At 60.9% G+C, this 19,591-nt stretch carries 20 protein-coding genes; 11 read left to right on the forward strand and 9 right to left on the reverse strand.

Annotation, left to right across the window (positions count from 1 at the left end; all coding sequences use genetic code 11):
- Positions 1-67 precede the first annotated feature (67 nt).
- From ampC to ACEN8Z_RS11820, 3 genes are all read right to left on the reverse strand, one after another.
- Positions 68-1,177 carry a class C beta-lactamase gene (gene ampC, locus ACEN8Z_RS11810; protein WP_495598120.1) on the reverse strand — a complete coding sequence of 370 codons (1,110 nt, stop codon included), beginning with the start codon at positions 1,175-1,177 and terminating at the stop codon, positions 68-70.
- 160 nt (positions 1,178-1,337) lie between these two features.
- Complete coding sequence (gene gudD / locus ACEN8Z_RS11815; protein ID WP_495597749.1) at positions 1,338-2,681, reverse strand: glucarate dehydratase; 1,344 nt, start codon at positions 2,679-2,681, stop codon at positions 1,338-1,340.
- Positions 2,682-2,705: 24 nt separating this feature from the next.
- The gene (locus tag ACEN8Z_RS11820) at positions 2,706-4,052 is read right to left on the reverse strand and encodes an MFS transporter (protein ID WP_495597750.1); all 1,347 of its coding nucleotides are present in this window, start codon (positions 4,050-4,052) and stop codon (positions 2,706-2,708) included.
- A 279-nt stretch (positions 4,053-4,331) separates the two neighbouring features.
- Here ACEN8Z_RS11820 and ACEN8Z_RS11825 point away from each other — a divergent pair, with 279 nt between their 5' ends.
- On the forward strand, positions 4,332-5,042 hold the full coding sequence (locus ACEN8Z_RS11825) for a FadR/GntR family transcriptional regulator (protein WP_495597751.1): 711 nt from the start codon (positions 4,332-4,334) through the stop codon (positions 5,040-5,042).
- A 163-nt stretch (positions 5,043-5,205) separates the two neighbouring features.
- Here the strand turns inward: ACEN8Z_RS11825 and ACEN8Z_RS11830 are convergent, their stop codons facing one another.
- Positions 5,206-6,108, reverse strand: a complete 903-nt coding sequence (locus ACEN8Z_RS11830; RefSeq protein ID WP_495597752.1) for a DMT family transporter — start codon at positions 6,106-6,108, stop codon at positions 5,206-5,208.
- 95 nt (positions 6,109-6,203) lie between these two features.
- Here ACEN8Z_RS11830 and ACEN8Z_RS11835 point away from each other — a divergent pair, with 95 nt between their 5' ends.
- Positions 6,204-7,067, forward strand: coding sequence for a LysR family transcriptional regulator (locus ACEN8Z_RS11835; RefSeq protein WP_310060211.1), 864 nt, complete (start codon positions 6,204-6,206; stop codon positions 7,065-7,067).
- A 122-nt stretch (positions 7,068-7,189) separates the two neighbouring features.
- Here the strand turns inward: ACEN8Z_RS11835 and trhP are convergent, their stop codons facing one another.
- The gene (trhP, locus tag ACEN8Z_RS11840) at positions 7,190-8,515 is read right to left on the reverse strand and encodes a prephenate-dependent tRNA uridine(34) hydroxylase TrhP (RefSeq protein WP_495597753.1); all 1,326 of its coding nucleotides are present in this window, start codon (positions 8,513-8,515) and stop codon (positions 7,190-7,192) included.
- A gap of 162 nt (positions 8,516-8,677) precedes the next feature.
- Between trhP and ACEN8Z_RS11845 the strand changes: the two genes are divergently transcribed.
- Positions 8,678-9,739 carry an AI-2E family transporter gene (locus tag ACEN8Z_RS11845; RefSeq protein WP_495597754.1) on the forward strand — a complete coding sequence of 354 codons (1,062 nt, stop codon included), beginning with the start codon at positions 8,678-8,680 and terminating at the stop codon, positions 9,737-9,739.
- Here the strand turns inward: ACEN8Z_RS11845 and ACEN8Z_RS11850 are convergent.
- The 3 genes from ACEN8Z_RS11850 to ACEN8Z_RS11860 all read right to left on the reverse strand — a co-directional run bounded on the left by ACEN8Z_RS11850 (position 9,736) and on the right by ACEN8Z_RS11860 (position 11,011).
- Positions 9,736-9,927: a hypothetical protein gene (locus tag ACEN8Z_RS11850; protein WP_008004165.1), complete on the reverse strand. Its 192-nt coding sequence runs from the start codon at positions 9,925-9,927 to the stop codon at positions 9,736-9,738. The two genes, ACEN8Z_RS11845 and ACEN8Z_RS11850, sit on opposite strands and share 4 nt — an antisense overlap.
- Before the next feature lie 115 nt (positions 9,928-10,042).
- On the reverse strand, positions 10,043-10,237 hold the full coding sequence (locus tag ACEN8Z_RS11855) for a hypothetical protein (protein WP_007988042.1): 195 nt from the start codon (positions 10,235-10,237) through the stop codon (positions 10,043-10,045).
- Between the two features lie 420 nt (positions 10,238-10,657).
- Positions 10,658-11,011, reverse strand: a complete 354-nt coding sequence (locus ACEN8Z_RS11860) for a hypothetical protein (protein WP_495597755.1) — start codon at positions 11,009-11,011, stop codon at positions 10,658-10,660.
- A 246-nt stretch (positions 11,012-11,257) separates the two neighbouring features.
- On the opposite strand from ACEN8Z_RS11860, the gene ACEN8Z_RS11865 reads away from it, so the two are divergent.
- Positions 11,258-12,076, forward strand: coding sequence for a shikimate 5-dehydrogenase (locus ACEN8Z_RS11865; protein ID WP_495597756.1), 819 nt, complete (start codon positions 11,258-11,260; stop codon positions 12,074-12,076).
- Between the two features lie 171 nt (positions 12,077-12,247).
- A complete protein-coding gene (locus ACEN8Z_RS11870; protein ID WP_495597757.1) occupies positions 12,248-12,766 on the forward strand; it encodes a cupin domain-containing protein in 519 nt (172 codons plus the stop codon).
- A 136-nt stretch (positions 12,767-12,902) separates the two neighbouring features.
- Here the strand turns inward: ACEN8Z_RS11870 and ACEN8Z_RS11875 are convergent, their stop codons facing one another.
- Entirely contained in the window at positions 12,903-13,547 is a 645-nt protein-coding gene (locus tag ACEN8Z_RS11875; protein WP_495597758.1) for a YceH family protein, read from the reverse strand.
- A gap of 304 nt (positions 13,548-13,851) precedes the next feature.
- Between ACEN8Z_RS11875 and ACEN8Z_RS11880 the strand changes: the two genes are divergently transcribed.
- The 6 genes from ACEN8Z_RS11880 to ACEN8Z_RS11905 all read left to right on the forward strand — a co-directional run bounded on the left by ACEN8Z_RS11880 (position 13,852) and on the right by ACEN8Z_RS11905 (position 19,589).
- Complete coding sequence (locus tag ACEN8Z_RS11880) at positions 13,852-14,592, forward strand: glycosyltransferase family 2 protein (protein WP_495597759.1); 741 nt, start codon at positions 13,852-13,854, stop codon at positions 14,590-14,592.
- Positions 14,589-14,867, forward strand: coding sequence for a lipid-A-disaccharide synthase N-terminal domain-containing protein (locus ACEN8Z_RS11885; protein WP_204934500.1), 279 nt, complete (start codon positions 14,589-14,591; stop codon positions 14,865-14,867). Before ACEN8Z_RS11880 ends, ACEN8Z_RS11885 begins: the two co-directional genes overlap by 4 nt.
- Positions 14,868-14,870: 3 nt before the next feature.
- The gene (locus ACEN8Z_RS11890; RefSeq protein ID WP_495597760.1) at positions 14,871-16,280 is read left to right on the forward strand and encodes an ArnT family glycosyltransferase; all 1,410 of its coding nucleotides are present in this window, start codon (positions 14,871-14,873) and stop codon (positions 16,278-16,280) included.
- A 150-nt stretch (positions 16,281-16,430) separates the two neighbouring features.
- Positions 16,431-17,603 (forward strand): acyl-CoA dehydrogenase family protein, encoded by a 1,173-nt coding sequence (locus ACEN8Z_RS11895; protein WP_495597761.1) that lies wholly within the window; start codon positions 16,431-16,433, stop codon positions 17,601-17,603.
- Positions 17,600-18,793, forward strand: coding sequence for an acyl-CoA dehydrogenase family protein (locus tag ACEN8Z_RS11900; protein WP_495597762.1), 1,194 nt, complete (start codon positions 17,600-17,602; stop codon positions 18,791-18,793). The genes ACEN8Z_RS11895 and ACEN8Z_RS11900 overlap by 4 nt, the downstream gene beginning before the upstream one ends.
- A 13-nt stretch (positions 18,794-18,806) precedes the next feature.
- Positions 18,807-19,589 (forward strand): SDR family oxidoreductase, encoded by a 783-nt coding sequence (locus ACEN8Z_RS11905; protein WP_495597763.1) that lies wholly within the window; start codon positions 18,807-18,809, stop codon positions 19,587-19,589.
- The last annotated feature ends 2 nt before the right edge of the window (positions 19,590-19,591 follow it).

Raw genomic sequence — 19,591 nt, forward strand, 5'->3', positions numbered from 1 at the left:
GTTGATATCAATGTTGAATGTCACACCGCTATCGCGAGCAAGCTCGCTCCCACAGACGGATCAGGAACTATTGGGGAAGGGCACTCAATATTTGATGGGCGATCCTGACCCGCTCTGCATTGGGATAATTCTTGTTGGCCAGCATCACAATGCCGATGCCCTTCGATGGCACGTACGCCACGTAAGCGCCAAAGCCGCCGGTTGAACCTGTCTTGTTGACCAGTACGTTCTGCGGCTGCGCTTGCGGCGGATTCAGCCACTGGACCTTGTGCGCCTCCATGGCCATCGGCGTGGAGTTGCCGTCCAGCAAGCGATCCAGTGTGATCGGGTAGCGATACATTTCCCAACCGAGGCCTTGGGTCATGTCGCCAACGGTGTAGTAGGCGCTATGAGTCAAGGCGATGGCTTGCTGCAACGGCTTTTCCAGAGACGCCGGCTTCATGTTTGCGCCGACGTAGGCCAGCAAGTCAGCGGCGCTGGTTTTCACCCCGTACGCCTCGGAGTCCAGCGCCCCTGGAGTGACCCGTATCGGCTTGCCGTCCTTGTTGTAGCCCTGGGCGTACAGCGCCATCTGGTCCTGCGGCACATGCACGTAGGTGTGCTTGAGGCCCAGTTTCGGCAGCAGGGTTTTCTCCATCAGGTCATCAAACGGCTGGCCCATGCTGTGGGCGGCGAGGTAGCCGAACAGGCCAAGGCTGGGGTTCGAATACAGTCGGTGGCTGCCGGGGGCGTAGAGCGGTTTCCATTGTTTGTAGTAGCCGAGCATTTTGTCGGTCGAATCAGATTCAGCAGGGAATTGCAGGGGCAGGCCGCCAGCGCTGTAGGTACCCAGTTGCAGCACGCTGATGTGATCGAATGCACTGCCGCGCAAGGCTGGCAGGACATGACTGGCCTTGTCCGATAGTGACAGCTTGCCCGTGGCCTGGGCGTAAGCGGCGAGGGTGGCGGTGAAAGTTTTGCTGACGGAGCCGATCTCGAACAGGGTGTCTTGCGTGACAGGGTTGCCGGTTTCTGTCGAGGCGACGCCATAGTTGAAGTAGTGCGCCTGGCCGTTGACGGTGACTGCCACGGCCATGCCGTGGATACCCTCGGCCTGCATCACCGGTTGTACAGCGGCGTTCACCACTGTCTCGATTTGATCCTGTGCCACGCACTGGCCTGCGGCAAATATCGCCATGCCGGTGGCGATGGTTTTCAGCCTGTCCATGTTGGTTTCATCCGTCGTTGATTCAGTTGCGCGTCATTTTAGGGGCTGGAGCGTCATGCTCCGAGCGCTTTTTAAAATCGGTCGCCATCAGGCGGCCACGCGCAACCATTGATTCAACGCACTTGGCGATTCAACGCACCAGGCAAGGCCGCTTGTTGTCGAACTTCCAGCCGGGAATCAGGAACTGCATCGCCACGCTGTCATCCCGCGCCCCCAGGCCCATGCCTTTGTACAGCTCGTGGGCCTTTGCCAGTTGATCCATGTCCAGCTCCACCCCCAACCCCGGCTTCTGCGGCACCTGCACGCAGCCGTCGACGATTTGCAGCGGGGCCTTGGTCAGGCGCTGGCCGTCCTGCCAGATCCAGTGGGTGTCGATCGCCGTGATCTCGCCCGGCGCGGCCGCCGCGACATGGGTGAACATCGCCAAGGAGATGTCGAAGTGGTTGTTGGAGTGCGAACCCCAGGTCAGGCCCCATTCGTGGCACATCTGCGCCACGCGCACCGAACCCTGCATGGTCCAGAAGTGCGGATCGGCCAGAGGAATGTCGACCGACTGTAACTGGATCGCGTGGCCCATTTCCCGCCAGTCGGTGGCGATCATGTTGGTTGCGGTTTTGAGGCCCGTGGCCCGGCGGAATTCAGCCATGACTTCACGTCCCGAGTAACCGTTTTCTGCCCCGCACGGGTCTTCGGCATAGGCCAACACGCGGTGCTGATCGCGGCACAGGCGGATGGCTTCTTTCAGTGACCATGCACCATTCGGGTCCAGGGTAATGCGTGCGTCGGGGAAGCGTTCGGCCAGCGCGGTCACCGCTTCGATTTCGGCGTCGCCACTGAGCACGCCGCCCTTGAGTTTGAAATCCTTGAAACCGTAACGGGCATGGGCCGCGACCGCCAGACGGACCACCGCGTCGGCGGTCATGGCTTTCTCGTGCCGTACGCGGAACCAGTCGTTGTCGGCGTCCGGTTCGCTGCGGTAGGCGAGGTCGGTTTGCTGGCGATCACCCACGTAAAACAGGTAACCGAGCATCTTCACTTCGTCGCGCTGCTGGCCTTCACCGAGCAAGGCGGCCACCGGCACGTCCAGATGCTGACCAAGCAAATCGAGCAGCGCGGCTTCCAGGCCGGTGACCGCGTGGATGGTGATGCGCAGGTCGAAGGTCTGCAAACCGCGGCCACCGGCATCGCGGTCGGCGAAGGTCTGGCGTACTTGATTGAGGATCTTCTGCCAGGTGCCAATCGGGCTGCCAACCACCAGGCTGCGTGCGTCTTCGAGGGTCTGGCGAATGCGCTCGCCACCCGGCACTTCGCCGACGCCGGTGTGGCCGGCGTTGTCCTTGAGAATCACGATGTTGCGGGTGAAGAACGGGCCGTGGGCACCGCTCAGGTTGAGCAACATGCCATCGTGGCCGGCGACCGGAACCACTTGCATGCTGGTGATGACCGGGGCTTTTGCGGTGTCTTGTGCGTTCATTTTCCAATCCTTAAAAAGCAGAATTCAGGCGTGGTTGGGTGCAGGTTTGCCCTGCGCCACGGCAGGTGCGGATTTCGGTGTGTTGCGCGCGGCAAACACGATGATGGCGGCGATGATCGAGGTCGCGGCCAGGCCGTACAGGCCGCCCTGAATGGAACCGGTGCGTTCTTCCAGCAGGCCGAAGGTGGTCGGCGCGACGAAGCCGCCGAGGTTGCCCACCGAGTTGATCAGTGCGATGACACCAGCAGCAATGCGCGCATCCAGATAGGCCTGGGGTATCGGCCAGAACAGTGACGAGGCTGATTTGAAGCCCAGTGCTGCAAAGCAGATGGCGACGAAGGCGAAGACCGGCCCGCCGGTGGTGGACATGAACATCCCGGCGGCCGCAATCAGCAGGGCGGCGGCAACCCAGGCTTGCTGGTGTTTCCATTTGGCCGACAGCGAAGCGAAGGCGTACATGCCGACAATCGACAGCAACCACGGAATCGAGTTGAACAATCCGACCTGGACATCGCTCAGCTCGCCCATTTTCTTGATGATGCTGGGCAGCCAGAAGGTCGCGGCATAAATGGTCAGCTGGATAAAGAAGTAGATCAGGCAGAACAGGATGATCTGGCGATCCTTGAGCAGTTTGCCCAGCGACGGCTTGATGGGGGTCGCCGCTTCCCGGGCCAGTTGTTCGTCGTCGATGGCCTTGACCAGCGCGTCCTGCTCTTCGCGGCTCAGCCATTTGGCATCGTGGGGTCTGGAGTCCAGCCAGAACCAGACGAACACGCACAACCCCACCGAAAACATGCCCTCGATGAAGTACATCCACTGCCAACCGTGCAGGCCCAGCCCTTCGATTTGCAGGAGCAAACCGGACAGGGGGCCTGAGATCAGCGACGCGAACGCCGAGCCACTGAGGAAAATGGCAATCGCCTTGCCGCGCTCCACGCCGGGCAACCAGCGCGTGAAGTAGTAGATCACCCCGGGAAAGAAACCGGCTTCGGCCACGCCCAGCAGAAATCGAAGGATGTAGAAGTGGGTTTCGTTCTGGATGAATGCCATGCCTGCGGCGACCAGGCCCCAGGTCAGCATGATCCGTGTCAGCCAGATCCGCGCGCCGACTTTTTGCAGGAGGATGTTGGAGGGTACTTCGAACAGCGCATAACCGATGAAGAACAGCCCGGCACCGAGGCCATAGGCGGCAGCGCCAATGCCCAGGTCATGTTCCATGTGGGCGCGGACGAAGCCGATGTTCACGCGATCTATGTAATTGACGATGAACATGATGACGAACAGCGGCAAGACGTGACGTTTGACTTTGGCGATGGCGGACTTCAGCGCTGAATTGGCGTCGTCGTGCATCCCGGAGATGGATGTATTCACTGCGTTTTCTCCCACTCGTTATTTTTATGCGGGGTAAGGCTGGGTGCTGCGTTGTTGATAGACATCATACAACTACATTTTTTCATCGTGCAACTGTGTTTTCCAACAAAATGGCGCCGTGTCTGGGGGTTTTTATTCTTTATACGGTGATCTCTGGCCTTTGAAATGGCTCTACAGGGGCGTGATGATGAGTGTTGTCATACAAGTTGCGTGAGGTTTTTCAAGATTCCCGGCAGGCGCGGTGCTACGATTCGATAGCCCTGATTTCCGGACACCCTCATGCACGAAGACCTCGAAGTTCCCGCCCGCAAGCGCAGCCACAACCTGGCCCATGACCTGGTCGAAAAACTGACCCAGCGCATCCTGCTCGGCCAGATGTTGCCCGGTGACAAGTTGCCGTCGGAAAACACCATCGTTCAGGAACACGGGGTCAGTCGCACGGTGGTACGTGAGGCAATCTCGAAGTTGCAGGCCTCGGGGCTGGTGGAAACCCGGCATGGCATCGGCACGTTCGTGATCGAGCGCGCACCGGAGCAGGGGTTACGGCTCAATGTCGATACCGCGCTGGGGGTCCGCAGCATTCTGGAGTTGCGCATGGGCCTGGAAACCCAGGCGGCCGCATTGGCGGCAATGCGCCGCAGCGATCAGCAACTGGCGCAGATGCGTGAAGCGCTGGATGACTATCAACGCCTGCTGGCCAACAACGACAGCTGTGTCGAAGCCGACCGGCGTTTTCATCTGCTGATCGCCGAAGCCACCGGCAACCTGTGCTTCACCGAGATCATGCAGCACCTGGGCAGTGCCATGATCCCGCGCACCCGGGTCAATGCGGCCGAGCGTGGCGCAGTGGACTTGAGCAAACTCGGCGAGCTGGCCAACCTCGAGCATGAGGCGATTCTCAATGCCATCAGGCGCCAGGACCCGGACGCGGCGCGGGCGGCGATGTGGCTGCACCTGAGTAACAGCCGTGACCGGTTTTCGCCCAGTTGATGCTGATCAGGGGGCGTTTTTTCAGTTATACCGAGTTGTCGTTCTTCGCGAGCAAGCCCGCTCCCACAGGGTTTTATGTTTGCCGCGGTTCTTGAGCAGACCCTGAACCTGTGGGAGCGGGCTTGCTCGCGAAGGCGTCAGTTCAGGTAGCAAAAAACATGGATCAGGCCCGGGCAACCTGAACAACGACAGCCCGCCGCTCCAGATTCAACGCCAGCACACTCGCCAACACCACCAGCCCGCCCACCACGATCATCAACGTCGGCCGTTCGCCGAGCGCATAAGACGCAATGACCATCGCCGTCGGCGGCGTCAAATACAGCGTCATCGTCGCCCGGCTCAAATCGACATGCGCCAGCACATAGGCCCAGGCCAGATAGGCCAGGGCACTGGGGAATATCCCCAAGGCGATCACCGCAAACTGCACGTGCGGCGGCGCAAGGGCGACTTGATCCACCAGGCCGGGCAAGTAAACCAGCAACAGCACCGTCCCGGACCACACCGTGTAACACACCAGCGTCAGCCCGTCATAACGCCCGGTGTGATGCTTTTGCAGGGCAAAGTAGAGACTCCAGGACACCGCCGCCAGCAGGATCAGCAAGCCGTGGGCGTCAATGCTGCCCAGGCCATGGTCGCCCGCCACCACAATCACCACGCCAAGTAGCCCGAGCAGCACACAACCCCAGCGCCACAGGCTCACCCGATCCTTGAACACGAAGCGCGCAATCAATGTGCTGAACAACGGCGTGGTCTGGGCCAGGACGCTCGAAGCGCCAGCGCTGACGCCTTGCTGTCCGAAGTTGATCGCCACGTGGTGCAGGCTCACGGCAAAGAAACCCAGGCCGAACATCAGCGGTAAGTCTCGCAGGCTTGGCAGGCGAATGCCTTTGAATATCGCGACCACGGCCATGAACACGGAAGCCAGCAAGAAGCGCAGGAGCGCCAGATGCACGGGGTCGTAGGCCTGCAGGCCGATATGAATGCCGGTCGGGGAATAGCCCCAGCACGCCACGACAAACGCCATGGCCGGGATGATTTTCAATGGGGAGGGCGTGAGTGGATTCATGGTTGGGCACCGATAGGAGGTGCACTGAGTATCAGAACCATGATCGTTCGCCACAACTGACTTATACTGCGCTAACCGTTCACTGTGGGTGATGTATGGAGCTGGCACAGATTCGCATGTTCAAGACCGTGGCCGACGTCGGCAGCATTGCCCGGGCCGCCGAGTTGCTGCATTGCGTGCCGTCGAATATCACGGCACGGATCAAGTCGCTGGAAGCAGAGTTGGGAGTGGCGCTGTTTCTGCGTGAGGGTCGCGGTCTGCGCATCAGCCCGTCGGGGCAGACCTTCCTGGCCTACGCCTCGAAAATTCTCGCCCTCACCGCCGAGGCCAAGCGCGCGGTCGACCCTTCGGCCGAGCCCTCCGGTCCCTTGCGCATCGGGGCCATCGAGTCGTCGGCCACCGGGCGTTTGCCGCGTCTGCTGGCGAAATTCCACAAGCGTTTCCCGCAGGTGGCGCTGGAACTGACCACCGGCTCCTGGGGCCAGTTGCTCGATGACACGCTCAATCACAAGCTCGACGGCGCCATCGTGGCGGTGGATGTCGAGCGTTCGCACCTCAAGCGCACGCCGATGTACCGCGAAGATCTGCTGCTGATCGCCTCGACCTCCCTGGGGCCGCTGCGGGACATCAGCGATTTGCAGGACCAGACCGTATTCATGTGGCCCCAGGGCTGTCCGTACCGGGCGGCGCTGGAGCATTGGCTGTTGCGACAAGGGCAGGCACTGCCGATTGTCAGCCTGGCCAGTTATGGTGCGATTGTCGGTTGCGTCAGCGCCGGGGCTGGCGTGGCGCTGGTGCCCAAAGGCATCTTCGATCAATACGCCAAAGGTGCCGGGTGCGCGGGGTTTGAGTTCCCCGAACTGACCGCCGTCGACAACCTGTTTTACTGGCACGAAAACGCCGGAGTGCACCCTGCGCGTGAGGCGTTTGTGGCGATGCTGCGCGAGGAATTTGCCTGACGCGGTACCTGTGGGAGCGAGCTTGCTCGCGATAGCGTTGTATCAGTCTACGTTGCTGGCGACTGACACTCCGTCATCGCGAGCAAGCTCGCTCCCACAGGTGTTTTGTGTGTATTTGAAGATCAAGACACACCCATATCCCGCATCAACAATCCAAAATCCAGATCCACCGCATCCGGTATCGGCAAATACACCGTATGCCCGTCGCCCGGCGCTACGTCGATCGCTTCACCTTTAGCGTTTTGCAACTGATGCAGGTCGAAGTGGAAGTTGCCCTTGGGCGTCATCAGTTCCATGTGGTCGCCCAGGCCGAAGCGATTCTTCACCTTGACCTCGGCCAGGCGATCCCGGCGCTGGCCGGTCAGTTCTCCGACAAACTGCTGGCGTTCCGACACCGAACTGCCGTTCTGGTAGTTCTGGTATTCGTCATGCACATGCCGGCGCAGAAAACCTTCGGTGTAGCCACGCTGGGCGAGGGACTCCAGGTCGGTCATCAGGTTGCGGTCGAAGGGCCGGCCCGCCACTGCGTCGTCGATTGCCCGGCGATAAACCTGGGTGGTGCGCGCGCAGTAAAAGTGGGATTTGGTCCGGCCTTCGATTTTCAACGAGTGCACGCCCATGTGTGTCAGGCGTTCGACGTGCTGCACGGCGCGCAGGTCCTTGGCGTTCATGATGTAAGTGCCGTGTTCGTCTTCGAAGGCCGGCATCTGTTCGCCGGGACGATTGGCTTCCTGCAACAGAAACACCTGCCCGGTGGGCGCGCCGATGCCCAGGGTCGGTTCGGGATCGAATGTCTGGACGATCTCGCCGAGCTGGTTTTCCGTGGCCGGTTGCGCCGAATATTTCCAGCGACAGGCGTTGGTGCAACTGCCCTGATTGGCATCGCGCCTGTTCATGTAGCCCGACAGCAGGCAACGCCCGGAATAGGCCATGCACAACGCGCCGTGCACGAATACTTCCAGTTCCATGGCGGGCACTTGCTCGCGGATCTCGGCGATTTCTTCCAGCGAAAGCTCCCGCGACAGGATGATCCGGCTCAAACCTTGCTGCTGCCAGAATTCGACGCTCGCCCAGTTCACCGTATTGGCCTGCACCGAAAGGTGGATTGGCATCTGCGGGTAGTGGCGACGCACCAGCATAATCAGGCCGGGGTCGGACATGATCAGGGCATCAGGCGCCATGGCGATGATCGGCGCCAGGTCCTTGAGGAAGGTCTTGAGCTTGGCGTTGTGCGGCGCGATGTTCACCACCACGTAAAAGCGCTTGCCCTGAGCCTGGGCCTCGCGAATGCCGAGGGCCAGGTTGGCGTGGTCGAATTCGTTGTTGCGCACCCGCAGGCTGTAGCGCGGCTGGCCGGCGTACACGGCATCGGCACCGTAGGCGAAGGCGTAACGCATGTTTTTCAGGGTGCCGGCGGGGGCAAGCAGTTGCGGAGCAATCAGGTTCATGGCGGGTCGATCGCAAAAGCCGCGCAGGGTAAACGACTTGGCCCGAGGGTTTATTGATCTGGATCTATGCTTTGTTCACGAACGGAGGGCACTCGTGCTGGCCGTGGTGACCGAAGCATCAGGATGCACCTTTGCGTCCGGGCAGACTGGCATGGATCCTACATGAACGACGAAACCCTGAAAGACAAATCGCTGACCGTCCTGCTGGCCCTGGTGAGCATCGCTTTCGTCTGGATTCTGTTGCCGCTGTACGGCGCCGTGTTCTGGGCGGTGATCCTCGGGATCCTCTTCGCTCCCCTGCAACGGCGGCTGCAACTGAAGTTCGGTTGGGGGCGCAACCTCACTTCACTGCTCACACTGAGCATCTGCCTGTTTATCGCGATCCTGCCTGTGATAGTCCTCGGTTTCTTCCTGGTCCAGGATGGAACAACGCTCTACAAGAACATCGAAAGCGGGGAGCTGGACATCGCCGGGTATGTGGCGCAGTTCAAGCACAGCCTGCCGTCATATTTCCAGCATTTGCTCGACCGCTTCGGCATCGGGGAGCTCAATGGGCTGAGGGAGAAAATCATCAAGAGCGCGATGACCGGCAACGAGTTCTTCGCCACTCAGGTCTTCAGTTTTGGCCAGGGCACGTTCGAGTTCATCGTCAGCTTTTTCATCATGCTGTACCTGCTGTTTTTCTTCCTGCGCGACGGTGCGGAACTGGCGCGCAAGGTGCGCCTGGCGGTGCCGTTGCAGGAACAGCAGAAACGCCGTTTGCAGCTCAAGTTCAATCGTGTGGTGCGGGCCACGGTGAAGGGCAACCTGCTGGTGGCGATTACGCAAGGCGCGCTGGGCGGTCTGATTTTCTGGTTTCTGGACATTCCCAGCGTATTGCTCTGGGCGGTGTTGATGGCGTTTCTGTCGCTGTTGCCGGCGGTCGGGGCGGGGATTGTCTGGGCGCCGGTGGCCGTGTTTTTCCTGCTGACCGGGGCGATCTGGCAAGGCGTGGTGCTGGGCCTGTTCGGGATCTTCGTGATCGGACTGGTGGACAACCTGCTCAGGCCGTTGCTGGTGGGCAAGGACACCAAGATGCCGGACTACATGATCCTGATCTCGACCCTCGGCGGCCTGGCGATATTCGGGTTGAACGGCTTTGTCATCGGCCCGCTGATCGCAGCCCTGTTCATGTCGAGCTGGGACATTTTCATTGAAACCAAACCGCGGGTGCAGCTGCCTTAGGCGCTGAGCCTGCCGGACTGGCCGGTGCCGATGCGTTGCGACAGCTCTCGGGCGGCGGGCAGCGAAGTGAGCGGGCCGCTGATCTGCACGCCATCCTGCACCAGATACCAACAGGCGAGCATGCCCAGCTCTCTGAGCTGTGCAGGGACGGCGCTGCCGATAACGGACATGATCTGAACCTTGGACATGACAAGTACCTCCATCAATCTGTGGAGTTACTTTAAGGTCAGGGTGCCTTGAGGGGTAATCAACGCTTTCGATAGTGGTCATTGATGCCAGCGGGGGCAAACGACCGTTGGTCGGTCAGCTGACCACCTGATCGAGCATATGAACCACTTCCTGCTCGTTGAGCAGGCCCTTGCGCACCAGGTTTTGCGTCAGCAGCGAGAGAAACTTGGCGCTGCGATGACCTTCCAAGTGCTTGAGTTCGGTCAGTGCGTTGTAGACCTTGCTGGAGGTGCACAGACCGACGATGCGGTGCGGGTTTTGTGTTGGCATGTGGTCGTCCTTGTTGTTATCAACCTGTTATTGACGGACAGACCCGAGCTTGCGGACCTGACATGACGTAAATATGACAGTTTGCTGCCGCACGGCAGAAACAATACCAGGTCAATCTTGCCAACTTGAGTCGCCAACGCTGTTCCGATAACGACCTTGGCGAGATTTATCCAGACCTGCACCGACAAAAGGGCATAAAAAAGGATCTTCACGCAATCCCGGGAAACACCGATAACGCAATACCTGTAGGAGCCAGCTTGCTGGCGATGGACTCAAGTGCGCCGCGTTTATCCAGTTCACACGGGTTATCGTTAACGACCATCGCTGGCAAGCCAGCTCCTACAAAAGGCCACGTCCGAATCCAAACCAATAAACGCCCCAAAAAAAGCCCCGCTATATCAGCGGGGCTTGATGAGTCCGTTACCAGCGACCGTAGTGATGGCCGTAGTAACCACGGGGTGGTCCGTAGTAGTAGACCGGGGCCGGACGGTAGTACATCGGTTGTTGCACGTAGACCGGCGCCGGCTGGTAGTAAACCGGAGGCGGTGGTGCGTAATAAACCGGCGCTGGCTGGTAGTAGACCGGTTGCGGTGCGACATAAACCGGGCGGTTGGCGTTGATCAGGGCCGAGCCGACGATGGCAGTACCGACTATTGCGCCAAATACCGCCGGGCCTTGCCAGTAATTACCACCACCACCACCATGGGCTTGCGCCTGTCCTGCGATAGCGAGGGCGCCGATCAGTAAGGCAACTGTGGGGACTTTACGGATCATGATAGTTCCTCGGTTCTTCAGCCCGGCGCCTGTGTCTGCAATAGACCCAGGGATTGTCGCGGGGATACTTCTAAGACAGCGTTTTTTCGAAAATCAGCACAGCCGCTTGGTAAATTTTGTGTAAGGTCTGTACCGACTTTCTTACCGACCTGTGTAAGTCCGTGTAATCAGGCTTATATGATCGATCAGAACCCGATGGGGGGCTAAACCCGTCCATCCGAAAAGTGCATTTGAAGGAGCTTCCCCATGCAGATGAACCCCAACAAAGACACCCAGCTGTGCATGTCCCTTTCAGGGCGCCCCGGGAACTTTGGTCTGCGTTTTCATAATCATCTGTATGAACAGCTGGGCCTGAATTTTTACTACAAGGCCTTTGCCAGCCAGGACCTGCCGGGCGCCGTTGCCGGTATTCGCGCCCTGCGGATTCGTGGCTGTGGCGTGTCGATGCCGTTCAAGGAAGCCTGCATCGCCCTGGTTGATGAACTCGACGCGTCTGCCGCCGCGATTCAATCGATCAACACCATCGTTAATACCGACGGTCATCTCAAGGCTTACAACACCGATTACATTGCCGTTGCCCAGCTGCTGGAAAAACACCAGGTGCCCAGGGACTCGACCTTTGCCCTGCGCGGCAGCGGCGGCATGGCCAAGGCCGTGGCGAGCGCCCTGCGCGACGGCGGGTATGAAAACGGCCTGATCGTGGCCCGCAACGAGCGCGCCGGGCAGGCACTGGCGCAGTCGTTGGGGTATGAGTGGCAGGCAGAGCTGGGGAGTCGTCGCCCGCAGATGCTGGTCAACGTCACCCCGATCGGCATGACGGGAGGACCGGAGGCCGATCAACTGGCCTTCGAGCCTGACGTGATCGAAAAAGCGGAAACTGTCTTTGATGTGGTGGCGATTCCCTCGGAAACACCGCTGATCGTGCATGCTCGTGCCGAAGGCAAGCGGGTCATTACCGGGCTGGAAGTCATCGCGATCCAGGCACTGGAGCAATTTGTGCTGTATACCGGCGTGCGTCCGACGGACGAGCAATTCCACAAGGCAGTAGCCTTTGCCCGCAGCTAGTGTCCTGTGTGGGAAATAAGCTGTTCCATTTTGACGGCACCTGTGGCCGCCCGCCTGCGTTGCCACTCCTCGCCATAGCCCTGCTATGACTCGTCGCGGCGCCTTGCCGGACAGCCACAGGCACTCGTCAAAAGGAAACGTATTTCCCACACAGGACACCAGGAGGTGTCGATGCATCCCCCCATTCTCAATCTGAATTCGGTCGAACTTGAACCGCTACCCGAAGCGATTGCGCCGACCGGTGAGACCGCCGGTCGCTATCAACAGCGTCTGGCCCGTGTCGGTCAGCTGCTGGGGGCGCAAAAGCTTGGTTATCGCCTGTATGTGCTGGAGCCAGGCATGCGTGGCAGCCCGTTTCACAGTCATCGGGTCAATGAGGAAATGTTCTACGTCGTGGCCGGGGAAGGGGAAGTCCGCCTGGGATCCGAACGTTTTCCAATTCGCGCCGGTGATGTGATTGCCTGCCCGCCGGGCGGGCCTGAAAGGGCGCATCAGATCATCAATACCAGCAATGGCGAGTTGCGTTACCTGGCCGTCAGCACCCAGCAATCGCCGGAGATCTGTGAGTACCCGGATTCCGGAAAATACGCCGTGATGGATGACTTCAAGGTCGATGCCGAGGGTAATGCATCAGGTTTTGTGGCGGTGGCCCGGCAGGCGGATGGGGTGGATTACTGGGACGGCGAGTAAGCGCAGACACCCTCAAACTACTGTGGGAGCGAGCTTGCTCGCGATAGCGTTGGCCTGTCCGGCATTGATGTGACTGAAAGTCCGCCATCGCGAGCAAGCTCGCTCCCACAGGTTCTGTGTCAGGCAAAAATCCAGGCTATTCGAGCCGATCGAGTCTTTCTTCCAACGCTGCAATCCGCGCTTCCAGCTCTTCTATCCGTTCAACCGAAACCCCGCTGCTGCCACGCTCGGACGGGTTGTTCCTTGCCGCCATGATCGCTTCGATATCTTCCGGATCGCCCAGGGCGTGTGTGTAACGGTCTTCGCGCTGGCCCGCCTGACGCGCAATCAGCACGGCCAGACCCCGGGCAATCAGGCGTTCGAGCTGATGCACCACCTGTTCGGCGTCTTCGAATTCATGCATGCGGCCGCTTCGGGTCAGCAGTTCATTGACGGTCTGCGGGCCGCGCAGAAACATCAGCCCGGTCAGGATGACTTGCGCCGGCACCAGTTCCAGGGCCTTGTCGACCTTGTGCTCCCAGCGGTCGGCGCGGCTGCCCATCACCAGTCTGGCGAAGCCGCGTCCTTCGAGGACGCGCAGGCTATGGCCGACCTGACCTGGTGTGAGGTTCATCACCGGCTCGCGGCTGGTTTTCTGGTTGCAGGCAATCACCAGGGCATTGAGGGTCAGGGGATAGGTTTCCGGGCTGGTGGCCTGCTTCTCGATCAACGAGCCCAGAATGCGGATTTCCGTACTGTTGAGCCGCGGCTCGTCTAAAGTCGTCTCTTGGTCAGTGCTCATGGTTGTGCATCCTTACCCGGTTCATGTTTTTCACGTGCGTGGGTGCACTTTAGATGGGCGGGCGCCAATCGCAACCGAATTCGCTGGGGCATCCGGGGAATGATGACAAAAAGTGTATGAAATATTAACGCCATTTTTACAAATGGCCGGGCACCGTATGCGGGGTCGCGCGCGAGCGCGTCCATGGGGCAGAGGACTGTTGTCGTCATCGCCCTGAATAGCTGAGCCCTGCATCGAGTCGGCCGGTGTACGACACCTTGATTCGCCTCTGATAAAAGAAATCCAATAAGGCGAGAGAGACTCCATGAGCCAAGACATTTTTGTATCCGTACTGATTCCCGCCAAGAACGAAGCGAACAACCTCAAGCCGCTACTTGAGGAAATCCGCATCGCATTGGCCGATGAGTCGTACGAAATCATCGTCGTCGACGATGGCAGCACCGACGCGACCCTGCATGAACTGCGGCAGATCCGCCACGACGGCTTGAACACTTTGCGCATCCTCCATCACGAGCGTTCGCTGGGGCAGAGCACCTCGCTCTACCATGCGGCCCGTGAGGCACGGGGCACGTGGCTGGCGACCCTCGATGGCGACGGCCAGAACGACCCGGCGGACATCCCCGGCATGCTCGCGCTGGTGCGCGGCGAGCCGGACAAGGTCGATGTGCAGCTGGTCGCCGGGCACCGGGTCAACCGTCGCGACACCGCGAGCAAACGCTACGCCTCGCGTTTCGCCAACAACCTGCGCCGCCGCCTGCTCAAGGACGCCACCCCGGACACCGGTTGCGGCCTGAAGCTGATCGAGCGCGCGGCGTTTTTGCGCCTGCCGTACTTCGACCACATGCATCGCTATATTCCAGCGCTGATCCAGCGCCATAACGGCCGCATGATCGTGCACCCGGTCAATCACCGGCCGCGCACGGCCGGGGTGTCGAAATACGGCAACCTGGACCGTGCATTGGTCGGCATTCTCGATTTGTTCGGTGTCTGGTGGCTGATCAAGCGTACGCGGTTGAACACCATTGCCCAGGAGATCGAAGGATGAACATCTCCCGTGAAGCCTTGTGGCTGATCGTCGGCTTTGCCGGCCAGATCGCCTTTACCGGGCGGTTTGTCCTGCAGTGGTTGTACAGCGAATACAAAAAACGCAGCATCATTCCGGTGAGCTTCTGGTACCTGAGCATCGTCGGCAGCACCCTGTTGCTCGCCTATGCCATTTACCGCGAAGACCCGGTGTTCATCGCCGGTCAGGCGTTTGGCTCCATCGTCTATTTTCGCAACCTGCAATTGATCAAAAAAAGCAAACACCTGAAGGAGTAGGTCATGCGCGGATCGTTATCGACCCGGAATATTACGTTGCTTGTGGCCATCGCGATTGCGTTGCTGTTTTTCTGGGGGCTGGGCAGCGTGCCGTTCCTCAGTGTCAACGAGGCCCGCCGCGCCGTTACCGTGCGTGAAATGCGCGAGGCAGGCAGCTGGCTGCTGCCTTACATGAACGGCGACTTGTACTTGTCCAAGCCGCCGTTTTTCTATTGGGCCGGCCTGGTTTCGACGGCGGTGCTGGGCAGCTTGTCCGAGTGGAGCGTGCGCCTGCCTTCGGCGCTGGCCGCCGCCTTGTGCTGTTTTGGCACCTACCTGTACGGCGTTCGGCAGGCGGGGCGGCAGGTCGGTCTGTTCGCCGTGGTGTTCCTGGCCGCGAACGGTGCCTTCAGCCTGTTCGCACGGCGCTCGGAAATCGAGATGGTGTTGACCCTGCTGTGCTTCGGCGCGCTGCTGGCGGCCTGGCAATTCATCTTCCAGCAAGGCCGGGTCTTGTGGAGTCGGCTCAGCTACGTGCTGCTGGGTTGTGCACTGCTGACCAAAGGACCGGTTTGCCTGTTGTGGGTGACGGCGCCGATCCTGGCCTATGCCTTGATCTATCGCGATGCGCGGGCCAAGGCGTATCTGTGTGACGGTTGGGGCTGGCTGATTGCCGTGGTGCTGGGCAGTTCCTGGTACCTGGCGGTGTCGGTGAGTCAGGGCTGGGGCATCTGGGCCTCGATCATCAGCGAAGACATCGTGAAGAAGATCGACGGGCAGGGCGCCGAGGCCTGGTACGCTTATCTGCTGTACCTGGCCGGTGATTTCTTCCCGTTCTGGCTGATCGTGTTTGTGCAGCCGCGCAAGTTCTGGGCAATGATCCGCTCGCACCGCGAGGCCGGCATGCTGCTGTGCTGCAGCCTGTTGCCGCTGCTGGTGTTTTCCCTGTTCACCGAAAAGCATGGCAAGTACCTGTTGCCGGTTTACCCGTCCATGGCGTTGCTGCTGGCGATGCACTGGTCGGCGCTGCTCGATGAGCTGAAGGGACGCTGGCGCACGGTCCTGGCCGTTGTGCCCTACGTGATGCTGGCCGGGTTCGTGGTGTTCTACATGTTCGTCGAAGCACGGGTGCTGTCGCACCGGGTTGACGGTCTTGAGCAGATTGCCACGCTGGCCGACGGGCAGCCGGGGCAGAAGGCTTATACCCTCGGTGAGCCGGATATCCGTCTGGTCTATTACATGGGCCGGCCGGTGGCGCCGCTGACGGTGGCGCAGTTGCAAGCCGAGTCCCGTCCGGCGGGGCTGCTGTTTGTGCAAGAACCCCTCGCACCGGAACTGCAGAACCTGGCGTCATGCCAGGTCGGTGAAATCAACCCGTACCTCAATCCGCACCGTTCAGCGCTGCTGGTGCGCATGGGTGGAGACTGCCGCTGATCGGCTTCGCAGCCGAACACTTGCGCCACCACATCACCCGTTCGGACTAGGCAGGGCTAACGATTCTGCCGCGTCCGGCCGGCGCCAAACTTCATGCTCAAAGGGGTGTTGCGCCACGCGCGCCCCGCCAAACGAGCAGAAGGCGCCGCGATGGAGTTTGCATTCAGCGACGAACAGGAAATGATCCGCGCATCGGCCGAGGGCTTCCTCGCCGATGTCTCGGATTCTGCCGCCGTGCGCGCGGCAATGGTCAGCGAACGGGGTTTTGACGAAGCCCTCTGGCAGCGTCTGTGCCAGGAAATGTACTGGCCGGCGATTCATATCCCCGAAATTTATGGTGGCCTTGGGCTGGGCTTTGTCGAGCTGGCGATCCTGCTGGAACAGATGGGCCGGCGATTGCTGTGCTCGCCGTTTTTCGCCACCGCCTGCATGGCCACCCCCGCGCTGTTGCTGGCCGCCAATGACGAACAGAAGCAGCGCTGGTTGCCGTCGATTGCCGACGGCAGCGTGACCGCGACCCTGGCGTTCAGCAGTGCCAACGGCTGGTCGGCCGACGACGTCCAGGCAACGGTGGTGGCCGAGGGTGACGGGTTTGTCCTCGACGGTACCCTCAAGCATGTGCTCGACGGGCATGGTGCCGACCTTCTGGTCATTGCCGCACGGCAACCCGGTTCGAACGGCGAGGCGGGCATCAGCCTGTTTGTTGTGAACGCCGCGCGGGCCGGCATCGAGCGGCAAATGCTACCGACCATGGACCAGACCCGGCACCAGGCGCGGATCCAGCTCAAGGGCCTGTACCTTGAAGCTGACGCGCTGCTGGGTGAATTCGGTAACGGATGGCCGCATCTTGAGCGGGTCCTGCAACTGGCCTGCATCGGCCTGGCCGCCGAGCAGACCGGTGGCGCGCAGCAGGTGCTCGACCTGAGCGTGGCCTACATGCAGGAACGCCAGCAGTTCGGTCGCCCGATTGCCAGTTTCCAGGCCCTCAAACACCGCGCCGCCGACATGATGCTGCAAGTCGAATGCGCGCGTTCGGCCAGTTATTACGCCGCGTGCGTGGCCCAGGAAGTCCTCGATCCGCAGGGTGATCCGCAGGTGGCGGCCGAACTGCCGCTGGCGGCGGCGCTGGCCAAGGCGCAGTGCTCTGAAACCTACTTCCACTGCGCGTCCGAGTCGATCCAGTTGCATGGCGGCGTCGGTTTCACCTGGGAATACGACCCGCACCTCTACTTCAAGCGCGCCCGCGCCAGCGAGAGCTTCCTCGGGCTACCGGCCTGGCATCGCGAGCGGATTGCCGCGGTGATTCTTGGAGAGCAGCCATGAAAATCAGTTTCAGCGAGCAGGACGAACGCTTCCGCCGGGAAGTCGCCGACTGGATGAGTGCCAACCTTTGCGGTGAGTTCGAGGCCCTGCGTTTTCGCGGCGGCCCGGGCGATGAACACATGTTTCCCGAGGAGCGCAAAACCTGGGAACGCAAACTCGCCGAGGGCGGCTGGACCTGCGTCGGCTGGGCGCCGGAGCATGGCGGGCGCGGACTGTCGATCACCCGGCAGGTGATTTTCCACGAAGAATACGCCCGCGCCGGTGGCCCCGGCCGCATGGGGCATATTGGTGAAGGGCTGGCCGGGCCGACCATCGCCGCATTCGGCACGGTTGAGCAGCAACAGCGGTTTTTGCCGGGAATCGTCAGCGGCACGTCTTTCTGGTGCCAGGGCTATTCAGAGCCGGGCGCCGGTTCCGACCTGGCCAACGTCAAGACCCGTGCCGTGCTGGATGAAGCGACGGGCAGTTGGGTGATCAACGGACAAAAAGTCTGGACGTCCCTGGCCCATGAGTCGGACTGGTGTTTCGTGATTGCCCGCACCGAGCCGGGCAGTGTCGGCCATCGCGGTCTGTCGTTTCTGCTGGTGCCGATGGCCCAGGCGCAAATCACCGTGCGGCCCATCGAGCAACTGACCGGCACTTCGGAATTCAACGAAGTGTTCTTCGACGATGCCCGCACCGACGCCGCCAATATCATCGGCGCGCCGGGCGAAGGCTGGAAGATCGCCATGGCGTTGCTGGGTTTCGAGCGCGGTGTGTCGACCCTCGGCCAGCAGATGCAGTTTCAGAACGAACTCAACGAAATCATCGCCATCGCTAAAGCCAACGGTGCCGACCGCGATCCGATCCTGCGCCAGCGCCTGGCCGAAGCCTGGAGCGGGTTGCGGATCATGCGCTACAACTCGCTGCGCATGCTCTCGGGTAGCCAGGACGGTTCGCTGCGCAAGGAGGCGACCATCTACAAGCTGTTCTGGTCGACCTGGCACGCCAGCCTCGGCAAGTTGGCGATGGACGTGCTCGGCGCCGAAGCGGAATTGCTCGAAGCGGCGCCCTACCAACTGACCCGGTTGCAGTCGCTGTACCTGTTCAGCCGCGCCGACACCCTGTACGGCGGCAGCAATGAAATCCAGCGCAACATCATCGCCGAGCGTGCCTTGGGCATGCCCAAAGAGCCGCGTCCGCGCGCCTGAAAGGAGAGAGTTCATGTCTGTACCTCAATATGTTGAAGGTCGCGGCCTGCTGCGCGGCAAGTCGGTGCTGATCACCGCCGCCGCAGGCGCCGGGATCGGTTTTTCCGCTGCCGTGCGCGCCGCCGAGGAAGGTTGCCGCGCGCTGATGATCAGCGATATCCACGAAGGCCGCCTGGCCGAGGCGGTGGTGAAAATCCGCGAAACCACCGGGCTGCAACAGGTCTTCGGCCAGGTCTGCAACGTCGCCGATGAAGCCCAGGTGCAGCAACTGATTGCCTGCGCCGAGCGGGACCTGCAAGGCGTCGATGTGCTGATCAACAACGCCGGTCTTGGCGGCTCGCGCTTGCTGGTGGAGATGGGCGACGAAGAGTGGAACCGGGTGCTGGATGTGACGCTCACCGGCACCATGCGCATGACCCGCGCCATGCTGCCGAAAATGATGGAGCGGCGTGCCGGAGTCATCGTCAATAACGCCTCGGTGCTGGGTTGGCGGGCGCAGAAAGAACAGTCGCACTACGCCGCCGCCAAGGCCGGCGTGATGGCGCTGACCCGCTGCGCAGCAGTCGAGGCGGCTGACTACGGCATCCGCATCAACGCGGTCAGCCCGAGCATCGCCCTGCACGATTTCCTGCGCAAATCCGCGCCCCAGGCGGTGCTCGAGCAACTCGCCGCCAACGAAGCCTTCGGCCGTGCCGCTGAAGTCTGGGAAGTGGCCAACGTGATGATGTTCCTGGCCAGCGACTACAGCTCCTACATGACCGGCGAAGTGTTGTCGGTGTCCAGCCAGAGGGCGTGACC

The sequence above is a fragment of the Pseudomonas sp. Pseusp10 genome (genome assembly GCF_059492225.1).